Origin of the sequence: Oerskovia sp. NPDC056781 (genome assembly GCF_042789955.1) — a bacterium.
GTDB lineage: Bacteria > Actinomycetota > Actinomycetes > Actinomycetales > Cellulomonadaceae > Oerskovia > Oerskovia rustica.
On record NZ_JBHUAD010000058.1, the window covers coordinates 1 to 19,854 of the forward strand.

Here is a 19,854-nt window from a genome sequence, read left to right on the forward strand (position 1 = left end):
CCTCCTGGAGGGGGCCTCGCCGTCGTGCGTCGCGGGGGAGGGCCGGGCGGCCGAGCCCCCGAGCGTGCCCGTCACGGTGTCCTGACGGCGGGCCCCCGAGGAGGGGAGCCCCGCCGCCGAAGCGTCAGCCGCCGATCAGGGCAGGTAGTCCTTGTACTCCTCGAGCGCACCGTTGACGACCGGGACCTGCGCGGTCTCGGACTCGCCCGTGCTCGCGGTGACCGTCACGGAGATCGTGGCGCCGGGGGCGGCGTCGACGTTCCCGAACTGGGCCTCGAAGCCGTCCTCGACCCCGAAGTAGACGGTCTCGCCGGCCTCGAGCGGGACGTCGACCGGGTCGGTGCCCTCCGGGGCGATGGTGATCTCGACGGGCTCGTCCGAGTCGTTCGCGGCGCCGCCCAGCAGCGTCCCCGGCTCGCCCTCGGCGGCCGAGACGATGAGCAGGTTGAGCGCGCGGACCTCGTCGGTGAGGTTGACGCGGATGCCGTCCGACGGCGAGTAGGCGATGTCCGTCGTGATGGGTGAGCAGGCCGACACGGCGACGGCGCTCGCCACGATCACGGGGATCGCGAGCATGAGCGACCGGCGCGGCGTGGTCGGGCGGGACGGGGTGCGGGTCACGTGCGCTCCAATGTGCTGCGGTCAGTCTCGGTGTGCTCAGGGGAGATGCTCGACGAGCTTCTCCGCCGCCGGCGCGCCCCTGGGCGCAGATGATCACAGCCTAGTCGCTCCTGGAGGTGTCCGGCCCGGCGTCCCGCGGAGGGCCGTTCGAGGGGGCGTCGGGTCCCCTGCCGCGGGCCACAGGCCGTCCTGTGGGGGCAGGGGCGGTAGGTATTCGTGCCGACTTGTCGTCCTGACCGCGGCGTGACCAGGAAAAACGCTGGCACGGTGCGCCTGTGGGCCTGGGCAGGGGCTCGGAACGGAGGTACCCCCCGTGGTAAGATCGACCTCCGCGAAAGGGGACATCTGCAGATGACGTTCACAGTAGGCGAGACCGTTGTCTACCCACATCACGGTGCCGCAAAGATCGAAGAGATCAAGACCCGCACCATCCGCGGGGAGGACAAGATCTACCTGAAGCTCAAGGTGGCTCAGGGCGACCTGACGATCGAGGTCCCGGCGGACAACGTCGACCTGGTGGGCGTCCGCGACGTCGTCGGCCAGGAGGGCCTCGACAAGGTCTTCGAAGTTCTTCGCGCACCATACACCGAAGAGCCGACCAACTGGTCGCGCCGCTACAAGGCCAACCTCGAGAAGCTGGCCTCGGGCGACGTGATCAAGGTGGCAGAGGTCGTCCGCGACCTCTCGCGGCGTGACGCGGACCGCGGCCTCTCGGCCGGGGAGAAGCGCATGCTCGCGAAGGCTCGACAGATCCTGGTCTCGGAGCTGGCCCTGGCCGAGCACACCGAGGAGGACAAGGCCGAGGCCATCCTCGACGAGGTCCTGGCTTCCTGAGCAGAACCCTCACCCACGCACCACCGACGACGCACGGACCGCCCGCGGCCCGTGCGTCGTCGTCGTTCACGGGCCGCCCGCGCGAGGATGCGCGGAGGCGGCTTCTCGCGACCGATCGTCTCGTCAGTGGGCCGAGGACGGTCCGCAGGCCGAGATCGTCTACCGTGATCGGTGTGACGACCCTCGCCATCCTGACCGCCGCCGGCTCCGGTACCCGCCTCGGTTTCGACCTTCCCAAGGCTCTCGTCCCCCTGCGCGGCCTTCCGCTCGTCCTGCACGCGGCCCGCCGCCTGACCGCCTCGGGAGTGGTCGACGCCCTCGTCGTCACGGCACCCAACGGACTCGTCTCGGTCATGTCGGACGTCCTGGAGCACGACCCGCACGTGAGCGTGCCCGTGGTCGTCGTGGCGGGCGGGACCACGCGCCAGTCGTCGGTCGCGGCAGGCCTGACGCGGGCCCGCGCGGACATCGACACGGTCGTCGTGCACGACGCCGCACGGCCGCTGGCCCCGGCCGCGATGATCCGACGCGTCGTCGAGACCGTCAAGGCAGGGCACCAGGCCGTCATCCCCGGGCTCCCCGTGATGGACACCGTCAAGATCCTGGCCCCCCGCGGCCCGGCCGAGGACGGTCGCCCCGCGCTGCCCGCAGGTGTGGACCGGGTCGCCGCCACGCCGGCGCGCACGCTGCTGCGCGCCGTCCAGACGCCCCAGGCGTTCGACCGGGCGCTCCTGGTGCGCGCGCACTCCGCGGGTGCCGCGCGTGCTCGGACGGAGGCAACGGCGGCGACGGACGACGCGTCGCTCGTCGAGGCCCTGGGGGAGGACGTGTTCGTGGTCGAGGGCGACGAGCTCGCGATGAAGGTCACGACCGCGCGCGACTTCTACTACATCGAGAAGCTGCTGACGGAGGACGGGCGATGAACCTGCCGCGCACCGGCATCGGGACCGACGTCCACGCGTACGCCCCTGTGGGCGAGGAACGCGAGCTCTGGCTCGCAGGGCTCCACTGGCCCGGCGAACGCGGCCTGGCGGGCCACTCGGACGCCGATGTCGCGGCTCACGCGGCGGCCGACGCCCTCTTCTCGGCGGCGGGGATCGGCGACCTCGGCTCGAACTTCGGCACGAGCGCCCCGGAGTGGTCGGGGGCGAGCGGGGCCTCGCTGCTCGCCGAGGCCGCCCGTCGGGTGCGCGCGGCCGGCTTCGAGATCGGGAACGTCGCGGTCCAGGTCGTCGGCAACAGGCCTCGGCTCGGGCCGCGCCGGGCCGAGGGCGAGGCCGCGTTGAGCGCCGCTGCCGGGGCGCCTGTGACCCTCACCGCGACCACGACCGACGGCCTGGGGCTGACCGGCCGCGGCGAGGGCGTCGCGGCGCTCGCTACCGCACTCGTCGTGCTCGCCGACTGACCGGCGCAGGTCCGTCCGACGCGTCGGCACCGGCCGTCCGAGCCGCCGGGCCCCGCCGCAGGGCGTGGACCTCAGCCCGCGGGCGTGACGACCAGGCTGTCGGTGACCGCGCGGGCCTGCGCCGCGCCCTCGGCGTCGCCGGTCGCGTAGGTCTCGGTGACGTAGACGAACGCCGAACCGGCGGGCGTCGCGACCTCGACGACGGTCTCGACCTGGGTCACGGGGACGTCGTCGACCGTGCGCGTCGCCCCGAGCCGGTAGGCGGGCAGCCCCGCGACCGTCACGGGCCCGGGCTGGGTCGGGTCCATCGTCACGTCGGCGGACGTCTGGAGCGCCTCGGCCGCCTGGGCCGTCCTGTCCTCGAGGGTCGCGGTCCCTGGGTCGCTCGTCGTGACGACGACGTTGGCCGTGAAGCCGGGGTCCCCGGACGGGGTCGTCGACCGGACCACCAGGGGAGCGTCCTGGCCGGCGCGGTCCCAGGTGTCGGGGGTGGTCACGGTCGCCGCCACCGCGCTGTCCGGGACCTCGAAGGTCTGGACCGCGGGCGCGGCCGGGGGCGGGCTCGCCGAGCAGGCGGTGAGCAGTGCGCCGACGGCGGCCACGGCCAGGGCGACGGCGAGCGGGCGGCTCGGGTGGTGCACGGGGTTCCTCTCGGCGGCGGTCGGGCGCCCTACCGGGGCCCGGCCCCAGCCTGCCACGTCGCGTCCACGTCGACGTCAGGGCGGGGACACCGGTCCCCACATGCGAAAATACGACATTGAAGGCATGGTGGACAGCGACGACGACGGTGCGTTCCTGCACCGTCGTGCTGCCGGAACGTGGTCATGAGGGAGGTCGACGATGAACCGCATGTCGATCGAGGAACGTCGGGCGCAGATCGTCGACGCAGCGATGTCGATCGCCGTCCGGGACGGCGTCGAGGCCGTGACGGTCCGAGGGGTCGCGGCCGAGGCCGGGATCTCCTTGGGGACGGTGCACTACTGCTTCGAGGACAAGGACGCGATGCTCCGTGCCATGGGGCACAACGTCGCGGTCGTGGCCTCGGACCCCGTGCGCATGGCCATGGACCCCACGAAGGACGTCCGGACGATCGCTCACGCGGCGGCCGACGGGCTGTGGGAGGGACTGACCCCGCGCCGGCACATGCGGCTGCTGACGTTCGAGTTCGCGACCGCGGGGTCGCGCAACCGCGCGCTGCGTCCCGTCGCGAAGGCGCACCTCGAGCAGACGTGGGCCATGACGCAGGGGATCCTCGACCAGCTCGCGGAGATCGCGGGCATCACCTACTCGATGGACACGCCCTTCCTGGCGCGCATCGTCGCGGGCTACATCGACGGGATCGAGATCGCGTGGCTCGTCCAGCAGGACGACGAGGCCGCGATCCGCAGCTTCCACGCGCTCGCGGACTACGTCCTGTCGCTCGTGGTGCACCCCGACGGTGCGGTTCCGGGCGCAGGACCTGACGACGTGGGGCCCGACGCCGTCGCGCCCCCCGCACCGTAGGCACGCCGTCATCGGGGCGCGCCGCACGCCCGCACCGCACGCCCGTACTGCACGCCCGCACCGCACGCCCGTACTGCACGCCCGCACCGCACGCTCGCGCCGCGCGCGCGGGGAGCGGGGCGTCTCAGCGCGGCCCGAAGACCTGGTCCGTGTAGGGGTTGGCGAAGACGCCCCCGGGGTCGGCCTGGGCGCGGACCCGACGGAAGTCCTCGAACCGCGGGTAGCGCTCGGCGAGGTCCGCGGCGCCGAGCGTGTGGAGCTTGCCCCAGTGCGGTCGCCCGCCGACGTCCGCGACGATCTTCTCGACGCCCTCGAAGTACCGCTCGTGCGGGAGCCGCAGGTACTGGTGGACCGCGATGTAGGCGCTGTCGCGTCCGTGCGCGGTGGAGAGCCACACGTCGTCGGCGGCCGCGAAGCGGACCTCGACCGGGAAGGGGACGTTCTCGCCGGAGGCGCGGACCCACGAGTCGATCTCCTCGAGCGCGTCCACCAGCTCGGCGCGGGGGACCGCGTACTCCATCTCGCGGAAGCGCACGCGGCGCGGCGACACGAACACCTCGTGCGAGGGTGCGACGTACGTGCGCGGGGCGAGCGCGCGGGCGGACAGCGCGTTGATCCGCGGGGTCGCGCGCGGCACCACGGTCGCGACGCGGTTGACGACCTCGAACAGCCCGTTGGACAGCAGCTCCTCGTCGACCCACGACCGGGCGCGTGTCACGGCGCCGGGCCGCTCGCCACGGGCCGTGCGCAGGACGGCCGCTGCCTCGTCGGCGGGCGTGAGGCGGTCGTTGCGCTTGGTGAGCGCGCGGCGCGTGTGCGGGAACCAGTAGAACTCGAAGTGGTCGTGCGCGTTCTCGAGGCCCTCGGCGTCCGACCCGCCGCCGCGTCCGCCCGACGCCGTGCTGAGCTCCTCGAGGACCCTGTCGAGCGGCCAGGGCTCCTCCTGGGCGCGCAGGTGGAACGCGGGGACCACGTCGAGCGTGACCGCGGCCAGCACGCCCGTGCTGCCGAGTCCCAGGCGGCTCGCCTCGAACAGGTCGGGGTTCTCGTCGGGCGTGGCCTCGGTCACCGAGCCGTCCGCGCCGACCACGCGCACGCCGCGCACCTGCGTCGCGAGCCCGCCGAGCGAGGCGCCCGTGCCGTGCGTGCCGGTCGAGATCGCGCCCGCGACCGACTGCCGGTCGATGTCCCCGAGGTTGCGCATCGCAAGACCTGCGGACGCGAGCACCGCGTTGAGGCGGTGCAGGCGGATGCCGGCCCCCACGGTCACGCGCGCGCCGGTCTCGGTGCGGGTCACGTCCTCGACGGCCCCGAGCGCGTCGAGGCTCACGAGCACGCCGTCGGTCACGGCGGCGCCCGTGAACGAGTGCCCCGCACCGACGGCCCGCACGCGCAGGCCGTCGGCGGCGGCTCGTCGCACGACCTGGGAGAGCTCGTCGGTGTCGCGCGGGGCGACGCGGCGCAGGGGAACGGCGGTCTGGTTTCGCGCCCAGTTCGTCCATGAACCGGGAGCCTGCTGGCTCGTCACACCACGCACTGTCTCACGAGGGGTAGGTTTCTTTCCATGACGACGACGCCCGTGCAGCGCAGCGCGCAGGAACCGTCCACCCCGTCCTGGTCCCGAGGACGCCTGAGCCCCGGTGGGCAGGGAGCGCACGACGCGTCGGCCGCGGCCGAGGCCCGCACCCTCGGCGACCGCCTGTCGGCCGCGACCGAGCGCGTCCCGGGCCCCGTCGCGGTCGTCGACCTCGACGTGTTCGACGCCAACGCGCGCGAGCTCCTGGCCCGCGCAGGCGGCGTGCCCGTGCGGCTCGCGTCCAAGTCGGTGCGCGTGCGCTCGCTCGTCCGGCGCGCGGGCGAGCTGGGCTTCGCGGGGATCATGGCGTACTCGCTCGCGGAGGCCCTGTGGCTCGTCGAGGAGGGCGCCCGCGACGTCCTGGTCGCGTACCCGACGGTCGACCGACGGGCGCTCGCGGAGCTCGCCGCGGACCCGGCGGCACGCCGCGAGATCACCCTCATGGTCGACGACGTCGCGCAGGTCGCGCTCGTCGCCGCCGCGCTCGAGGGACAGCGCCCGGGCGAGGACGGCGGCGGGGCACCCGACGGTCCGCCCGTCCTGCTGTGCCTCGACGTCGACGCGTCGCTGCGTCTGGGCCTCGGCCCGTTCACGGTCCACCTCGGGACCCGTCGCTCGCCCGTCCACACGGCTGACGAGGCACGGGCCCTCGCACGGACCATCGCGGACACCCCGGGTCTGCGCGTGCGTGGCCTGATGTTCTACGAGGCGCAGGTCGCGGGCCTGCCCGACACGAGCCCCGCCGTGCGGCTCGTCAAGAAGGCCTCGGTCGCGGACCTGGCCACGCGCCGGGGCGAGGTGCTCGCGGCGGTGAGCGACGTCGTCGGGCACGACCTGGACCTCGTGAACTCCGGCGGGACCGGGTCGCTCGAGACGTCCGCCTCGGACCCGGTCGTGACCGAGGTGACGTCGGGCTCGGGGCTCTTCGTGCCCGGGCTGTTCGACGGGTACCGGTCGTTCGACCCGCACCCGTCCGCGTTCTTCGGTCTCGACGTCGTCCGCGTACCCGCGCCCGGCTACGCGACGGCCTTCGCCGGTGGCTACGTGGCCTCGGGACCCGCCGGGGCCCTGCGCGTGCCGCGCGTCGTCGAGCCGGGCTGGCGGCTCACGTCCTCGGAGGGCGTGGGCGAGGTCCAGACGCCGCTGCGCGCGACCCGCGGGGCCGAGCGTCGCCTCGCCGTGGGCGACCGGGTCTGGTTCCGGCACGCCAAGGCCGGCGAGCTCATGGAGCGCTTCGACCGCGTGCACCTCGTGCGCGGCGACCAGGTCGTCGAGGAGGTCCCCACCTACCGGGGCGAGGGGAAGAACTTCGGCTAGCGGCGTCGTCGGGCGCCAGTTGAGCTGTCCAGGTGCTGAGAAGTCCGGCCGTCCGGGAATAGGCGGACGACCCGCGCGATTGAGCACGACATGACGAGCCTTCCCGACGCCGCCAAGGCGCTCCTCGACGCCCCCGAGTTCGCGACCGTGGCCACGATCGAGGCCGACGGCAGCCCCCAGACCTCGGTCGTGTGGGTCGCGCGCGACGGCGACGACGTCTCTTCTCGACCATCCACGGCCGCCGCAAGACCGACAACCTGCAGCGCGACCCGCGCCTGAGCGTGCTCGTCTACCCGCGCGACGCGCCCTACCAGTACCTCGAGGTCCGCGGCGAGGCCCTGATCGAGGAGGACCCCTCCGCCTCGCTCATCCACGCGCTCGCCCAGAAGTACACGGGCGCCGAGCGCTACACGGGCGACGACGGCACCGACAACCGCCGCGTCGTCGTGCGCGTGAAGCCGACCAGGATCCACTGGCGCGACTGACCGCCCGCGCCGACCCCACCCGACCAGCGCGGGTGACGACGTGCGCCGAGACGCCGCCCCGAGGGGGCGGGTTCTGCCGGGAGGGGTGCACCCCGGTAACCTTTGGTCGTGAGCCTTCGACTGTTCGACACCGCGACGCGGGACGTGCGCGCCTTCATCCCTCAGACCCAGGGTGAGGTCGGCATCTACCTGTGTGGTGCGACGGTCCAGTCGGCGCCGCACATCGGGCACATGCGATCGGCCGTCGCGTTCGACGTTCTCGTGCGCTGGCTGCGTCGCACGGGCTCGCGCGTGACCCTCATCCGCAACGTCACGGACATCGACGACAAGATCCTCGCCAAGTCCGCCGACGCGGGCGAGCCCTGGTGGGCCTGGGCCGCGACCTACGAGCGCGAGTTCACCGCGGCCTACGACGCCCTGGGCGTCGCACCGCCCACCTACGAGCCCCGCGCCACGGGGCACGTCACCGACATGGTCGAGCTCATGCAGCGGCTCGTCGACTCGGGCCACGCCTACACGACCGGACCCGGCGACGTGTGGTTCGACGTGCGCTCGTGGGCCGACTACGGCTCGCTCACCAACCAGCGGCTCGAGGACCTCACGCCCGCGCCCGCGGACTCCGCAGAGGAGTCCCTCAAGCGCGACCCCCGCGACTTCGCGCTCTGGAAGGCCCCCAAGCCCGGCGAGCCCGCCACGGCGTCCTGGGACACCCCGTTCGGGCGCGGACGACCCGGCTGGCACCTCGAGTGCTCGGCCATGGCCCACCGCTACCTCGGCGGCACGTTCGACATCCACGGCGGCGGCCTCGACCTGCGCTTCCCGCACCACGAGAACGAGCAGGCGCAGTCCCGCGCCGCCGGCGACGGGTTCGCCCAGTACTGGCTCCACTCCGCGTGGGTCACGCAGGGCGGCGCCAAGATGAGCAAGTCCCTCGGCAACGGGCTCCTCGTCCGCGAGGTCCTGCGCACCACGAGCCCGGCCGTCCTGCGCTACGCGCTCGCGGCCGTCCAGTACCGCTCGATGCTCGAGTGGACGCAGGACACCGTGAGCGAGGCCGAGGCCACGTGGGAGCGGCTCAGCGGGTTCGTGCAGCGTGCAGGCGAGCGCGTCGGGACGATCGACCTCGACGACGTGCGCCAGGCCGAGCTCCCGGCGGCCTTCGTGGCCGCCATGGACGACGACCTCAACGTGCCCGCCGCGCTCGCGGTCGTGCACGAGCACCTGCGCGCCGGGAATTCGGCCCTTGCCGACCGCTCCCCGGCCGCGGACGCCGTCGCCCGGCACCACCTCGTCGCCCTCCGGGCGATGCTCGACGTGCTGGGGCTCGACCCCGCGGGCGAGCAGTGGGCCGACGCCGGGGACACCCGGTACCGTCAGGCGCTCGACGCGGTCGTCACGGCCGAGCTCGACGCCCGCGCGCAGGCACGGGCAGCGCGCGACTTCGCCACCTCCGACGCGATCCGGGACCGCCTCGCGGTCGCCGGGGTCGTCGTCGAGGACTCCAGCGACGGGGCCCGCTGGTCCCTCGCTGCTCGCCAGGGCACCTGACCCGGAACCCTGGACGGCAGGACGGGCCCACCCGGGCCCAGGGTCCGCCACCACAACTTCACTCGCACACATCGACCGACGGGGCAGACCCATGGCTGGAAACTCACAACGACGCGGCGCGACCCGCAGCAGCAACAAGAAGGGCGCCGTCGCCGGCACGGGCGGCAAGAACCGCCGCGCTCTCGAGGGCCGCGGCCCGACGCCCAAGGCCGAGGACCGCACCTACCACAAGGCCCACAAGGCGAAGGTCGCTGCCGAGCGCCGCGACGCCACCTCGACCGGCCCGCGCGCGCACGACGCCAAGAGCGCCGCCCGCGGCGGACGCCCCAGCGGGCGCACGCCGTCGCGCACCACGCGTTCGAGCAGCGCGAACGAGGTCGTCAACGGCCGCAACGCCGTGCTCGAGGCCCTGCGCGCCTACATCCCGGTGTCCGCGGTGTACATCGCGACGCGCCTCGAGGCCGACGACCGCACCAAGGAGATCCTGAACATCGCCTCGGGGCGCGGGTACAACCTCCTCGAGGTCACCAAGGCCGAGCTCGACCGCATGACCGACGGCTCGGTCCACCAGGGCGTCGCGATCCAGGTCCCGCCCTACGACTACGCCGACCCCGAGGACCTGCTCGACCGCGCGCACGAGGCCGGCGAGCCGCCGCTCATCGTGGCCCTCGACGGCGTGACCGACCCGCGCAACCTCGGTGCCGTCCTGCGCTCCGCGGGCGCGTTCGGGGCGCACGGCGTCCTCGTGCCCGAGCGTCGCGCGGCCGGTGTCACGGCGTCCGCGTGGAAGGTCTCTGCGGGTGCCGCGGCGCGCGTGCCCGTGGCCCGCGCGACCAACCTCGTGCGCACGCTCACCGAGTACAAGGCGGCGGGCTGCTTCATCGTGGGGCTCGACGGCGGTGGCCCGGTCGCCGTGGGCGAGCTCGCGTTCGGCAAGGACCCGCTCGTGCTCGTCGTCGGCTCCGAGGGCAAGGGCCTCTCGCGGCTCGTCCGCGAGACGTGCGACGTCGTCGCCTCGATCCCGATCCTCTCGGACGTCGAGTCGCTCAACGCCGGAGTCGCCGCCGGGATCTCGCTGTACGAGGTCGCTCGCCTGCGCTCCGCGGAGGACTGAGTCTCCGCCTCGTTCGTCCAGGACGTCCCGTCGCACCACCTTCCCGGTGGCGCGGCGGGGCGTCCTGCGTCGTCGGGGCCCTGACGCTGCGACGCGGACGCGCCGCCTGGCGACGCAGGACGCTGCCCAGGGCGTCAGGGCGCAACCGGCCAGGACTACTCCTGCCGGTCGACCTCGCCCGGGGCGAGGCCCAGGATGGCCTTCTCGTCGGGGCGGTGCCGCAGGACGTTCTCGACGTAGGAGGCCGTGGCCTCGGGCATGGGGATGTCGCGCCCGGCCTTCTCCGAGATGAACCAGCGGTGGTCGAGGATCTCGTGGAAGAGCTGGGCCGGCTGCAGCTTGCGCCGCAGGTCGCGCGGCACGGCCTGGATGGTCGGCTCGAAGACCCCGCTGAGCCAGTCGTGCGCGACGAACTCCTCGTCGTCGTTCTGGCGCTCTGCGGCGGCCCGGTACGAGTCGAGGTCGTTCAGGAGACGGCGTGCCTGGTTCTCCTGGACGTCGAGGCCCGTGAGGCGCAGGAGACGCCGCGCGTGGTGGCCCGCGTCGACGACCTTGGGCTGGATCTGGACGGTCGTGCCGTCGATGTCGGTCGTGATGGCGAGCTCACCCACGTCGAAGCCCAGGTTGTTGAGCCGTTCGATGCGGGCGGCGACGCGCCAGCGCTCGTCCGAGGCGAACGTCTCGGCGTTGGTCAGGGCGTCCCAGAGCTCGTTGTACCGCGCGACGAGCGCGTCGCCCACGAGGATCTCGTCGATGTCCTCGTCGAGGAGCTCGCCTGCCGACAGGTCCATGAGCTCACCGATGATGTTGGTCCGGGCGAGGTCCACGTCGTAGCTGCGCTGGCCGGGGCTCAGCTCGCGGTGCAGGTCGCCGGTCTCGGCGTCCACGAGGTACGCGGCGAAGGTCTCGGCGTCGCGGCGGAAGAGCGTGTTGGACAGCGACACGTCGCCCCAGTAGAAGCCGATGAGGTGCAGGCGCACGAGCAGCACGGCGAGGGCGTCGATGAGGCGGGTCGCGGTGTCCGGCTGGAGGGCCTGGCTGAAGAGCGCTCGGTAGGGGAGCGAGAACTGCAGGTGCTCGGTGATGAGCACGGCCTCGAGCCGTTCGCCGTTCGCGTCGCTGCGGCCCGTGATGACGCCCACGGGCACGACGCTGGGGACGTCGAGGCGGCTGAGCTGACGCAGCAGCTCGTACTCGCGGTACGCGACGGACTCCCCGATCTCCTTGATCGCGATGACACGGCCCGAGAGGCGCACGAAGCGCACGATGTGGCGCGAGATACCGCGGGGCAGGGCGGCCAGGACGCTGTCCGGCCACTCCTCCAGGGGGATGTCCCAGGGGAGGTCGAGCAGTGCTGGGTCGGGGGCTGACGCGGTGATCTGCAGGTTCTGCACCATGACAGGTCCTTTCTCCGCGGTGGCCGGTCGCATGCGGGGGTCGGTGGCGCGGACGATCCGCACCACCGGGAAGGATATGCGAAAGGGGCGGACCCGGCTGTCGCCGAGCCCGCCCCCGTGTCGCTGCGGGTCAGCTGAGGCGCAGGCCCGTCGCGGTCGAGAAGATGTGCGTGTTGCCCGGGCGGATCGCCACGTAGATGCGCTCGCCCTTGGCGGGCACGTTGCGCGGGTCGACGCGGACGATGATCTGGTTGTCGCCGGCACCGGAGTGCACGTCGGCGTTGGCCAGGTCACCCTTGAGGGTGCCGTAGACGAACGCGTCGGAGCCGAGCTCCTCGACGATGTTGACCTCGACCGGGAAGGCGCTCTCGTTGGCCTGCGAGGTGACCTCGAGGGCCTCGGGGCGGAAGCCGAGCGTGACCTTGCCCTTGTCGGCGTCGGTGATCTTCGCGGCGACCTCGCGCTCGAGCGGGATGCGGGCCGGGCCGACCTCGGCCACACCGTTGTTCACGGAGAACGTGGCGAGGTTCATCGCGGGCGAGCCGATGAAGCCGGCCACGAAGACGTTGGCCGGGGTGTCGTACATGTCGCGCGGCGTGCCGACCTGCTGCAGGAGGCCGTCCTTGAGGACCGCGATGCGGTCACCCATGGTGAGAGCCTCGGTCTGGTCGTGCGTGACGTAGACGGTCGTGACGCCGAGACGACGCTGGAGCGACGCGATCTGCGTACGGGTCTGGACACGGAGCTTGGCGTCGAGGTTCGACAGCGGCTCGTCCATGAGGAAAACCTGGGGCTGACGCACGATCGCGCGGCCCATGGCGACACGCTGACGCTGACCACCGGAGAGCGCCTTGGGCTTGCGGTCCAGGTACTCGGTGAGGTCGAGGATCTTCGCGGCCTCCTCGACACGCTGGCGGATGTCCGCCTTGGGCGTGCCGGCGATCTTCAGCGCGAAGCCCATGTTGTCCGCGACGGACATGTGGGGGTACAGCGCGTAGTTCTGGAACACCATCGCGATGTCGCGGTCCTTGGGCTGCACGTCGGTGACGTCGCGGTCACCGATGAAGATGTGCCCGCCGTTGACGTCCTCGAGGCCCGCGAGCATGCGGAGCGACGTCGACTTGCCACAACCCGAGGGGCCGACGAGGACGAGGAACTCGCCGTCCTCGATGTGCAGGTTGAGCTGGTCCACCGCAGGGCGCTCGGTCCCCGGGTAGAGCCGCGTTGCGTGGTCGAAAGTGACCGTAGCCATGATGGGTACATCCCTCCACCGGCAGGTACGTGCCGGACGATCCGTTGTGTAGTGACGTGCCGCGCTTTCACGTGGTGCGTGTCTGCTGTGACACAGAAGAAGTCGAACCTCCAGGGCTTCCGGTCACCCGGGGACCCGGTGGTCCGACGTCATCGTTGCTCGGCATCCTACCCCCGGTTCCTGAGTTCTCCGTCACACCCGGGTCACGTCCAGGTCACGGTCCCAGGACTCACACGTCCAGCAGGTCGGCGAGCGTGGTCAGGGCCGCCGCAGCCTCGGCGGGGTCGGCGACGCGGTACGCCGCGAGGGTCTCACCGTCGCCCACCTTGATGCCCACGTCGGCCGGGCCGAGCACCGCGAAGGCCCGCTCGTCGGTCACGTCGTCGCCCAGGTAGAGCACGGCGGGGGAGCCGAGCCGCTCGCGCAGCGCGTCGAGCGCGATGCCCTTGGACGTCCTCGTGACGGCGATCTCGACGACGTTCTTGCCGACCATGACGTGCGCGCCGAGCCGTTCCCCGAGCTCGGCAGCCGCGGTCGACGCCGTGTGCGCCGGGCCGGCGGGGGACAGGCGGGTGTGGAGCACCGCGGCCGAGGGCTTGTGCTCGACCCAGGCGCCCTCGAGCGGTGCCGCGATCTCCTCGAGGCCGGCGGCGACCTCGTCGAGGAGGTCGCGCTGCGCCTCGTCGAGGGCGACGGGGACGAGGCGCACGCGGGCCGCCGTGCCGTCGGCGCGCACGGAGCGCTCGTCGTCGGCGCCGTCGCGGAGCGGTGCGAGCACCTCGCCCGTCTCCGCCCCGTGGCTGCCGACGAGCAGCGCGCCGGGCGGCGGCGAGGCGAGGTGGGCGAGGTCCTCGATCCGGCGCCCCGACACGAGCGCGACGCGCACCCGGTCCGGTCCGCACGCCGCGAGGCGCGCGAGGGCCGCGGCGGCGGCCGGGGTGGGGCGCGACGCGAGCGGGTCGTCCCCGAGCGGGGCGAGGACCCCGTCGAAGTCGCTCGCGACCAGGACGGGGCCGGGCCCTGCGTCCTGGTGGGGCGTCCCGGCGGCCGCCGCGAAGGCCGCGAGGGCCACACCGAGGTCGGCGGGCCCGCCGACCTCGGGCTGAGCGGTTCCCGACGACGTCACGCGCCTTCCCCCTCGGCGGGCGCCTCGTCCGCGGGGCGGGACGGGGCGTGGGTGCGGGGCGTGTCGCGGGAGGGCATGGCCTGGAGCACGCCGAGGAACGACTCGGACCACTTCGAGACGTCGTCGGCCAGGACGCGGCGGCGCAGGCGACGCATGCGCTTGCGCTGCTCGCGCTCGTCCATGTTCGCGGCCGCGACGATGATGTCCTTCATGCCGTCGATGTCGTGGGGGTTGACGAGCAGGGCGCCGCCCGCGAGCTCGTCGGCGGCCCCCGTGAACTCCGAGAGGACGAGGACACCACGGTCGTCGGAGCGGGCCGCGATGTACTCCTTGGCGACGAGGTTCATGCCGTCGCGCAGCGACGTGACGAGCATGACGTCGGCCGCGAGGTACAGCGCGGCCATCTCCTCGGGCGGGTACGAGTGGTGGAGGTAGTGGATCGCGGCGTGGCCGATCTCGGCGTACTCGCCGTTGATGCGCCCCACGAGGCCCTCGACCTGCTCGCGCAGCTCCTGGTAGGCACCGACGTTCTCGCGGCTCGGGCTCGCGACCTGGACGAGCGTGACGTGCTCGACGTCGATGCGCCCGTCCTGCAGGATCTCGCCGTAGGCCTTGATGCGGTGGCGGATGCCCTTGGTGTAGTCGAGGCGGTCGACGCCCAGCATCATGCACTCGGGGTCGCCCAGGTCGGCGCGGATCTCGCGCGAGCGGGCCTGGACCTCGGGGGTCCGGGCGAGCTCGTCGAAGGTCCGGGAGTCGATCGAGATGGGGAAGGCCGCGGCGCGGACGTTGCGCGACGGGCGGTCCTCGGCGCCGGGCACGGTCACGATGGGGCCCCGGGTCGTGTAGCCCGTGAGGCGGCGTACGGCACGGATGAAGTTCGACGCGTCGCCCGCGCGCTGGAAGCCGATGAGGTCGGCGCCCAGGAGCCCGTCGATCACCTGGCGTCGCCACGGGAGCTGCTGGAAGAGCTCGAGCGGCGGGAACGGGATGTGGTTGAAGAACCCGATGCGCAGGTCGGGGCGCTGCTCACGCAGCATGCGAGGCACGAGCTGGAGCTGGTAGTCGTGGACCCAGACGGTCGCACCCTGCTCGGCCTGTGCGGCGGCGGCGTCGGCGAAGCGCTGGTTGACGCGGCGGTACGCGTCCCACCACTGCCGGTGGAACGCGGGGGGAGCGATGACGTCGTGGTAGAGCGGCCAGAGCGTGTCGTTGGAGAAACCCTCGTAGTAGCGCTCGATCTCGGTCGCGGACAGCGTCACGGGCACCAGGCGCATGTCGTCGGCGTCGAAGGGGTCGACCTCGAGGTCAGGGGCGCCGGACCAGCCGACCCAGGCGCCGTCGGACTTCTGCATCACGGGCTCGAGCGCGGTGACGAGCCCCCCGGGGGAGCGCTTCCAGTCGACGTGGCCCTCGTCGTCGACCGTGAAGTCGACGGGAAGCCGGTTGGACACCACGACGAGGTCGTAGCCGTCTTTGCCAGTCAATGGAGATCTCCTTGGTATTCGGTTGAACTTTGGTGAAACTCCACCCAGGTTATCGGTGTCGCGTCCTGCTTGCTCCCGGGAGCGCAGGGCAGCGCCCCGAATTGTCGATACCTTGACACCATGGAGGAGGCCAGCAGCAGACCAGCCGACCCGGCACGGAGCAACGGTGCCGCGCGACGCGGAGGCCTGCCCACGGGCAGCGAGGTCGGCGGCTACCGCATCCTCGCCCGCCTCGGCGCCGGTGCCATGGGAGCGGTCTACGAGGCCGAGGACGGCGGCGGCAACCTCGTCGCGATCAAGTTCCTGCACGCGCACCTGGACGTCGACGCGCAGGGGCGCGAGCGCCTGCGCCGCGAGGCCGTCGCCCTCCAACGCCTTCGGCACCCCGCGGTCGCGCAGATCCTCGACGTCGAGCTCGACGGCTCCGAGGCCTTCATCGTGACCGAGCTCGTCGACGGCCCGAACCTCGAGGAGGAGATCGCGACGGGCGGCCCGCTCGACGCGCGCGACCTCTTCGAGCTCGCGGACCAGCTCGCCGAGGCGCTCGAGGCGGTCCACGCGGCCGGGGTCGTGCACCGCGACCTCAAGCCCAGCAACGTCCTGGTGACCCAGAACGGCCCGGTCCTCATCGACTTCGGCATCGCGCACGGGCTCGACGAGGCCCGCGCGACCTCGACCGGACTCGTCATGGGGACACCGGGGTACCTGGCCCCCGAGCTCCTCGAGGGCGCGGCCCCGAGCGCCAACAGCGACTGGTGGGGCTGGGCGGCGCTGCTGGCGTTCTCCGCGACCGGGCGACCACCGTTCGGCATGCGACCGGTCGAGGCGGTGCTCGCACGCGCCCGGTCGGGCGAGGCGGACCTGGACGGCCTGGGGCCGCGGACGGCCGCGGCGCTCGCGGCGGCGCTGCGGGCGGACCCGGCGACCCGGCTCGGCCCGACGGAGGTCGCCGCGGTCCTGCACCGCGCGGCACAGGAGGCAGACGGCCCGACGGCGCCGCCCGCCACGGGCGCGACGGAGGTCGTCCCGCAGCACTTCGGGGGAGGCGGACAGGCCGGTGGGGGCGGCGCGGCGCTCGCCGGTACCGCCGCCGTGGCAGCCGTCGGGGGCACGCTCGCAGCGGCCGAGCGAGCGGCCGCCATGGGGGCCGCGGCGCCCGCTGCCGCGAACGGGGCCGGCGGCGCGGCGGCCGCGGCCACGGTCATGGGACCGGCCGGCGCGGGTGCGGCTGCGGTCGCCGGTGCCGGTGCGTCCGGTGCCGCGGCGACCGTCGTCCTGCCCGCCTCGGCCGGGGACGTCCTGCCGACGAGCGTCGTCCCGACCGTGCCCTCGGCCGTGCCCTTGCCGCGGCCGACCCCGCCCGCGCCATCGATCCCGCCGCTCGCCGCGACCCAGCTCATCGCGAACGACGGCCGGACCGTCGCGGTGCCCACCGTGCCACCGGCGCCGCCCGTCACACCCGTCGCGCCGGGATCGACGGCCCCGCCGCTCTCGGTGCCCCCGGCGTCCCTCGTCGGCCCGGCGTCCGGGCGGCCGACCGTGGTGCAGCCGACCACCATGCAGCCGACGACGGTGCAGCCCGCCGTCCAGCAGCCCACCCTGCGGCAGCCCCCGGTCGCCTCGCCGCCGCCCGGGGCGTACCCGCCCGCCCAGGGGCAGTACCCCCCACCTTCCCAGAACCCGTACGCGCCGCAGCCCGCGCCGCCCGCGGAGGCTCCGGCGTCGGGCAGGCGGAAGGGGCGTGGCGCGCAGGTGGCCGAACCCGAGGGCGGCGACCCGCTCGACGCGTTCGGCCGGCCCCTCGGCGTGGTGTCCGCGCCCGGCTACGCGCGGCCCGCCCACCGACGGCGGGCGGGGACCGTGGCGGCCCTCGGGTTGCCGCTCGTGCTGCTCGCCGGGACCTACCCGGGCGTCGCGTTCGTGCTGCTCGCCGCGGTCGTGGTCGTGCTGCGCGTCGTCGGGGTGGGGGCGGACTCGTTCCACGGCCGTCGCGAGCGCCGGGGCGTGCAGCGCAGCGACGGCGTGCGCTCGGTGGTCGCCGTGCCCTGGTACGCGCTGCGTGCCGTCGTGGGCGCGGTGCCCTCGCTGCTCGTCGCGCTGTGCGGGGGAGTGCTGATCGTCGTGGGCTCGTGGTGGCTGCTCGCGCCGGGGATGCTCGTCCTCGCCCCGCAGCAGAACGTCGAGGCGCGGTCGGTGGGGGGCGCCAACGAACCCTGGGTGTTCACCGTCGTGCTGTGCGTCGCGATGGCGGTGACGGTGCTGCTCGCGTGGTTCGGGCCGCTGTCCGGCCTCACCCGGTACGGCGCGCGCACCACGCTCGCGCACGTGGCCCCCGGCCGCGTCGGGGCGATCTTCCTGGTGCTCGCCGGGCTCGTGCTCACGGCGATGGTGCTCTTCTCGCTCGGCGACGGCACGCCGATCGACTGGGCGCCCTTCCCCGGTCCGCCGCCGAGCCTGTGAGCCCACGTGCCTCACCGGAAACTCTCAGACAGCGCGGGTACCCTGACCCCGTGACCAGGACGTCCGCACCGGGAGCGCCGACCGGCGCGACCCCCGGGGAAGCCCCGAGCGAGGCCGTGACCGCGGCTCGCTCGCGCGTGCGCACGGACGGCCCCGAGCGTCTGCTGGCGCGGTCGCTGACCGCCGCGACCTCGCTCGTCGTCGCCGGCTTCCTCCTGGTCGTCGGGACCCTGACTCTCCTCGCCGACCGCGGTTTCAGTCTCGTCCACCAGTGCGTGCCCGCCCCGGGCGGCTGGGGCGTCGCGGGCGTGCACCTGGCCCTCCTGCGGGAGACCGCCGACTGCCCCGCCGGCACCGCCGCGCTCGGGGGAGACCCTGCCCGTGTCGTCACCGTCGTCGGCGTGCTCGCGCTGCCCGTGCTGCTCGCCCACCTCGCGCTGCTGCTCGCCGGGTGCGGGCTGGCCGCCGTGGCCCTGCGCGTCCGTGACCGCCTCACCGCCGTCCTGAGCCCGCGGCGCGCGGTCGCCCTGCTGCGGGCACCGCTCGCACCCGTCGCCCTCTCGTGCCGGCAGGTCGTGCGGTCCGCGACCAAGGTCCTGCACCATCTCGCGCTCGCCGCGGTGCGCTCCCTGCGCGGGCCACCTGCCGCGCTCGCGGCCGCCTGACGACTCGATCCCGACTCGTCGCCGCCGCGCGACCGGTGCCACCCGCACCCTGGGCACGCGCGGCACGGACCGCTACCCTCGCGACCAGTGCGCCCCCGCGTGGGGCCGCGCCACCACACGACCTCCAAGGACTCTCATGTCGAACGAACCCCGTCAGACCAAGGCCGACCGCCGCGACGCGGCCCGTGCCGAAGCCCTCGCGCTGCGTGAGGCCCAGGCCAAGCGCGACAAGCGCAACCGTGCGATCACGATCGGCGCCCTCGTCGGTGGGCTCGCCGTGCTCATCGGCGCCTTCCTCTGGGTCTTCATCCCCGCGATGAACCAGAAGGACGCCCAGAAGACCGAGCCGCTCACGGGCGTCACGGCACCCGCCACGGCCAACGACACGGGCGGCATCCCGGTCGGCGCGGACGGCGTCGCGGGGACCAGCACCGAGGGAGCCGTCGAGCTCGGCGTGTACTTCGACTACATGTGCCCCATCTGCGGTGACTTCGAGCAGGTCAACTCCGCGTCGATCGACGAGATGCGCGAGGCCGGGGACATCACCCTGGTGCAGCACCCGGTCGCGATCCTCGACCGCTTCTCGTCCGGCAGCCAGTTCTCGACGCGCTCGGCCTCCGCGTCCGCGTACGTCGCCGAGCACGCCCCGGAGCAGTTCAACGCGTTCAACGAGGCGATGTTCGCCAACCAGCCCGAGGAGAACACGGCCGGCCTGACCGACGCGCAGATCGCGGAGATCGCCAAGACCGCGGGCGTCCCGGCCGACGTGGCCGACAAGATCGCCGCGGGCGACGCGGTCAAGGAGTTCGGCAAGTGGGCCGAGGGCGCGACCAGCCTCGCCACGCAGAACCCGGACCTCGCCAACCCGAAGACCGGCGCCTTCGGCACGCCGACGATCACGATCAACGGGGAACGCTGGGACGGCAACTGGACCGACCCGGCCGAGCTCAAGAAGGCCGTCGAGGCCGCCAAGGGCTGACCTGCCCCGGTCGCCCACGGTGCGCCCACGGTGCGCTCGCGGCGGCGAGCGTCGGTCGGCGTCCGTCCTCGTCCAGGACGTACGC

General features: G+C 73.5%; 17 protein-coding genes and 1 pseudogene. 11 read left to right on the forward strand and 7 right to left on the reverse strand.

Annotated features, from left to right (window positions below):
* Nucleotides 1-135: 135 nt before the first annotated feature.
* Nucleotides 136-621, reverse strand: a complete 486-nt coding sequence (locus ACFRCR_RS07445) for a hypothetical protein (RefSeq protein ID WP_377676421.1) — start codon at nucleotides 619-621, stop codon at nucleotides 136-138.
* A 351-nt stretch (nucleotides 622-972) separates the two neighbouring features.
* Between ACFRCR_RS07445 and ACFRCR_RS07450 the strand changes: the two genes are divergently transcribed.
* The 3 genes from ACFRCR_RS07450 (at nucleotide 973) to ispF (ending at nucleotide 2,860) form a co-directional block, all read left to right on the forward strand.
* A complete protein-coding gene (locus ACFRCR_RS07450) occupies nucleotides 973-1,455 on the forward strand; it encodes a CarD family transcriptional regulator (protein WP_030144079.1) in 483 nt (160 codons plus the stop codon).
* Nucleotides 1,456-1,628: 173 nt separating this feature from the next.
* Nucleotides 1,629-2,378, forward strand: a complete 750-nt coding sequence (gene ispD / locus ACFRCR_RS07455; RefSeq protein WP_377676423.1) for a 2-C-methyl-D-erythritol 4-phosphate cytidylyltransferase — start codon at nucleotides 1,629-1,631, stop codon at nucleotides 2,376-2,378.
* Nucleotides 2,375-2,860 carry a 2-C-methyl-D-erythritol 2,4-cyclodiphosphate synthase gene (gene ispF, locus ACFRCR_RS07460; protein ID WP_138822853.1) on the forward strand — a complete coding sequence of 162 codons (486 nt, stop codon included), beginning with the start codon at nucleotides 2,375-2,377 and terminating at the stop codon, nucleotides 2,858-2,860. The genes ispD and ispF overlap by 4 nt, the downstream gene beginning before the upstream one ends.
* Before the next feature lie 71 nt (nucleotides 2,861-2,931).
* On the opposite strand, the gene ACFRCR_RS07465 is transcribed toward ispF, so the two are convergent.
* Nucleotides 2,932-3,501, reverse strand: a complete 570-nt coding sequence (locus ACFRCR_RS07465) for a hypothetical protein (protein ID WP_377676424.1) — start codon at nucleotides 3,499-3,501, stop codon at nucleotides 2,932-2,934.
* 199 nt (nucleotides 3,502-3,700) lie between these two features.
* Here ACFRCR_RS07465 and ACFRCR_RS07470 point away from each other — a divergent pair, with 199 nt between their 5' ends.
* Entirely contained in the window at nucleotides 3,701-4,363 is a 663-nt protein-coding gene (locus tag ACFRCR_RS07470; RefSeq protein WP_377676426.1) for a TetR/AcrR family transcriptional regulator, read from the forward strand.
* A gap of 124 nt (nucleotides 4,364-4,487) precedes the next feature.
* Here ACFRCR_RS07470 and ACFRCR_RS07475 read toward each other — a convergent pair whose 3' ends face one another.
* Nucleotides 4,488-5,891, reverse strand: a complete 1,404-nt coding sequence (locus ACFRCR_RS07475; RefSeq protein WP_377676428.1) for a D-arabinono-1,4-lactone oxidase — start codon at nucleotides 5,889-5,891, stop codon at nucleotides 4,488-4,490.
* A gap of 36 nt (nucleotides 5,892-5,927) precedes the next feature.
* On the opposite strand from ACFRCR_RS07475, the gene ACFRCR_RS07480 reads away from it, so the two are divergent.
* The 4 genes and pseudogenes from ACFRCR_RS07480 to rlmB all read left to right on the forward strand — a co-directional run bounded on the left by ACFRCR_RS07480 (nucleotide 5,928) and on the right by rlmB (nucleotide 10,403).
* Entirely contained in the window at nucleotides 5,928-7,256 is a 1,329-nt protein-coding gene (locus ACFRCR_RS07480) for an alanine racemase (RefSeq protein ID WP_377676430.1), read from the forward strand.
* Nucleotides 7,257-7,346: 90 nt separating this feature from the next.
* Nucleotides 7,347-7,741: pseudogene (locus tag ACFRCR_RS07485) on the forward strand (PPOX class F420-dependent oxidoreductase).
* A 108-nt stretch (nucleotides 7,742-7,849) separates the two neighbouring features.
* Nucleotides 7,850-9,289 carry a cysteine--tRNA ligase gene (cysS, locus tag ACFRCR_RS07490; RefSeq protein ID WP_377676432.1) on the forward strand — a complete coding sequence of 480 codons (1,440 nt, stop codon included), beginning with the start codon at nucleotides 7,850-7,852 and terminating at the stop codon, nucleotides 9,287-9,289.
* 91 nt (nucleotides 9,290-9,380) lie between these two features.
* Nucleotides 9,381-10,403 (forward strand): 23S rRNA (guanosine(2251)-2'-O)-methyltransferase RlmB, encoded by a 1,023-nt coding sequence (gene rlmB / locus ACFRCR_RS07495; RefSeq protein ID WP_377676434.1) that lies wholly within the window; start codon nucleotides 9,381-9,383, stop codon nucleotides 10,401-10,403.
* A gap of 155 nt (nucleotides 10,404-10,558) precedes the next feature.
* Here the strand turns inward: rlmB and ACFRCR_RS07500 are convergent, their stop codons facing one another.
* From ACFRCR_RS07500 to otsA, 4 genes are all read right to left on the reverse strand, one after another.
* A complete protein-coding gene (locus ACFRCR_RS07500; RefSeq protein WP_138822871.1) occupies nucleotides 10,559-11,800 on the reverse strand; it encodes a DUF4032 domain-containing protein in 1,242 nt (413 codons plus the stop codon).
* A 130-nt stretch (nucleotides 11,801-11,930) separates the two neighbouring features.
* Nucleotides 11,931-13,052, reverse strand: a complete 1,122-nt coding sequence (locus tag ACFRCR_RS07505) for an ABC transporter ATP-binding protein (RefSeq protein ID WP_377676435.1) — start codon at nucleotides 13,050-13,052, stop codon at nucleotides 11,931-11,933.
* 229 nt (nucleotides 13,053-13,281) lie between these two features.
* Nucleotides 13,282-14,178: a trehalose-phosphatase gene (locus tag ACFRCR_RS07510; RefSeq protein WP_377676437.1), complete on the reverse strand. Its 897-nt coding sequence runs from the start codon at nucleotides 14,176-14,178 to the stop codon at nucleotides 13,282-13,284.
* Nucleotides 14,175-15,665 carry an alpha,alpha-trehalose-phosphate synthase (UDP-forming) gene (gene otsA, locus ACFRCR_RS07515; protein WP_377676438.1) on the reverse strand — a complete coding sequence of 497 codons (1,491 nt, stop codon included), beginning with the start codon at nucleotides 15,663-15,665 and terminating at the stop codon, nucleotides 14,175-14,177. Before otsA ends, ACFRCR_RS07510 begins: the two co-directional genes overlap by 4 nt.
* A 120-nt stretch (nucleotides 15,666-15,785) precedes the next feature.
* Here otsA and ACFRCR_RS07520 point away from each other — a divergent pair, with 120 nt between their 5' ends.
* The 3 genes from ACFRCR_RS07520 (at nucleotide 15,786) to ACFRCR_RS07530 (ending at nucleotide 19,769) form a co-directional block, all read left to right on the forward strand.
* A complete protein-coding gene (locus ACFRCR_RS07520; protein WP_377676440.1) occupies nucleotides 15,786-18,125 on the forward strand; it encodes a protein kinase in 2,340 nt (779 codons plus the stop codon).
* A 50-nt stretch (nucleotides 18,126-18,175) separates the two neighbouring features.
* Nucleotides 18,176-18,790, forward strand: coding sequence for a hypothetical protein (locus ACFRCR_RS07525; protein ID WP_377676442.1), 615 nt, complete (start codon nucleotides 18,176-18,178; stop codon nucleotides 18,788-18,790).
* Nucleotides 18,791-18,926: 136 nt separating this feature from the next.
* The gene (locus ACFRCR_RS07530) at nucleotides 18,927-19,769 is read left to right on the forward strand and encodes a DsbA family protein (protein ID WP_377676444.1); all 843 of its coding nucleotides are present in this window, start codon (nucleotides 18,927-18,929) and stop codon (nucleotides 19,767-19,769) included.
* Nucleotides 19,770-19,854: the final 85 nt, after the last annotated feature.